This is a genomic window from Streptomyces sp. NPDC059900, from assembly GCF_050270335.1.
In the GTDB taxonomy this organism is placed as follows: domain Bacteria; phylum Actinomycetota; class Actinomycetes; order Streptomycetales; family Streptomycetaceae; genus Streptomyces.
In genome coordinates, this window is record NZ_JBNNJZ010000933.1 from 1 (window position 1) to 2,090 (window position 2,090).

1 protein-coding gene and 1 pseudogene are annotated in these 2,090 nt (G+C 73.7%); both read right to left on the reverse strand.

Annotated elements, in window-relative coordinates; genetic code table 11:
- Nucleotides 1-9: 9 nt before the first annotated feature.
- Complete coding sequence (locus tag ACQKIP_RS45875; RefSeq protein WP_365865252.1) at nt 10-1,320, reverse strand: alpha/beta fold hydrolase; 1,311 nt, start codon at nt 1,318-1,320, stop codon at nt 10-12.
- 67 nt (nt 1,321-1,387) lie between these two features.
- Nucleotides 1,388-2,056: pseudogene (locus ACQKIP_RS45880) on the reverse strand (substrate-binding domain-containing protein); the annotation flags it as partial.
- Nucleotides 2,057-2,090: the final 34 nt, after the last annotated feature.

The following is a 2,090-nucleotide window of genomic DNA, read 5'->3' on the forward strand; positions in this document are numbered from 1 at the left end:
GCGGAGGGCTCAGACCTCGCCCCGCAGCAGGGCCAGGAGCCGGTCGAGCACGCGCGGCGACCCCACCCGCAGGCCGTCGTGCTCGTACTCGTCGGTGACCCAGGTCCGCAGGCCGCGGATGGCGCGAGCGGTGCGCAGGGAGTGCCCGGTGTCCACGTACATGTCGTCGTGGTAGATCGCGGCGGCGGCCGGCACTTCGTTCGCGGCGAGGCGCGCCGTGTCGTACAGGGGCGCCCAGCCGGTGCGTGCGGCGAGGAGGTCGGCGGTCTCGCGCAGCGGCGACAGGGCGGGATCGCAGTCGAACTGCCAGCGCTGGACGGCTTCCCCGGTGAAGAGCAGCGGCGCGTCCCCGGCGAGCGCCTTGCCGGGGTCGAACTGCGGGAACTCGCCGCGCAGCCGCTGTGCCGACCAGTCGGTGGGCCGCTCGCCCTGGCCGTAGATCGACTCGTGGAGCAGCGCGAAGAGCGGGCGGTCCCTGAGCGACAGCTGGGCCTGTACGTGTTCCTGGAACGCGTCGGAGAGCTCGAACCCGGCCGGGGTCCGCACGAAGGCGTCCTCCAGGAGGTAGTGCAGCCGGTGGCTGCCGTCCTTCGTGCCCAGCAGCATGCCGAGGGACTGGAACGCCTCGACGGTGAGGCGGTAGCCGCCGTTCAGGACCGGCTCGTGCTCGGCGAGGTGGGCGGCGATGCGCCGGGCGCGCTCGACGTCCTGCGGGTAGCGGGCGTAGTGGGCCGCGGTCTTGCGCTCCATGCGCGGGTAGGCGGCGCGGTAGACGTCGTCGGCGTGGCCGTCGAGCGTGGGCAGGCCGCCGGTGATGACGGCGCCGTGCAGGCCCTCGGGGGCCGCCGACAGGTAGTGGGTCGCGCAGAAGCCGCCGAAGCTCTGGCCCAGGACGGTCCAGGGGGCGCCGCCGGTCAGTTCGCGCCGGATCAGCTCGCAGTCGCGGACGATGGAGTCGGCGCGGAAGTGCGCGAGGTAGTCGGCCTGCTCCCGGGGGCCGCCGCGCAGGGGCAGCGTCTGGCGCGTGGCCGGGGTGGAGCTGCCCGTTCCGCGCTGGTCGAGGAGCAGCACCCGGAAGTCCTGGAGGGCCCTGCCCAGCCATGCCTCCTTGCCCGCGAAGCGGTGGGCCCCGCATCCGGGGCCGCCCTGCAAGAACACCAGCCACGGCAGGTCCGCGGCGTTCCCGTGCGCGCTCGCCACGGCCTCGCGGGCGAAGACCTCGATCCGCTCCCCCGCCGGGCCGTCGTGGTCAAGAGGAACGGAGAAGCGGTGGTCGGTGAGGACCACGCCGGGCTGGCGGTAGGAGGCGGTGGCGGTCAAGAGGGCTCCTGGGCGGATGCGGAAGGGGACGCTTCGCCCCAGTTCAGCACACCCGCCGCGCAGGTCGTCAGCGGGGCGCCAGGCTGGAGCGCCGCACCACGAGCTCGGGCTGGAGCACCACGCGCCGGTGATCGTGTCCCTGCGGGTCGGCGTCCGACTCGGTCTCCTCCAGAAGAAGTTCCGCGGCCATCGCGCCCATCTGGATGGCGGGCTGGCGCACCGAGGTGAGCGGGACGACGGCCGCGGCGGCGAACTCGATGTCGTCGTAGCCGACGATGGCGATGTCCTCGGGGACGCTGACCCCGGCCGCGTACATCGCCTGGAGCACCCCCAGGGCCAGCAGGTCGTTGGCGCAGAACACGGCCGTGGGCCGCTCGGCGAGACCCAGGACGCGGGCGCCCGCGTCGCGTCCCGCGGCCACGTCCAGGCGTTCGGTGGGCAGCTCCCGCAGCGCCGACGCGGGAAGACCGGCCTCGGCAAGGGCTTGGAGCGCGCCCTGCCTGCGGTCCTTGACCTGGTTGAGTCCGGGCGGGCCGCTGACGTACGCGATGCTGCGGTGCCCCGTGTCGACGAGATGGCGCACCGCGAGCGCGCCGCCCAGGACGTCGTCCACGGACACGGAGCACTCGGTGGCGCCTTCGGCGACCCGGTCGACCAGGACGAAGGGGATGTCGTGCCTGCGGAACGCCTCGATGTTGCGCCCCGTCGCGTCGGCCGGGGTCAGCAGGACGCACCGCCCTCAAGCAGGCCATGAAGAACGACATCAAGGT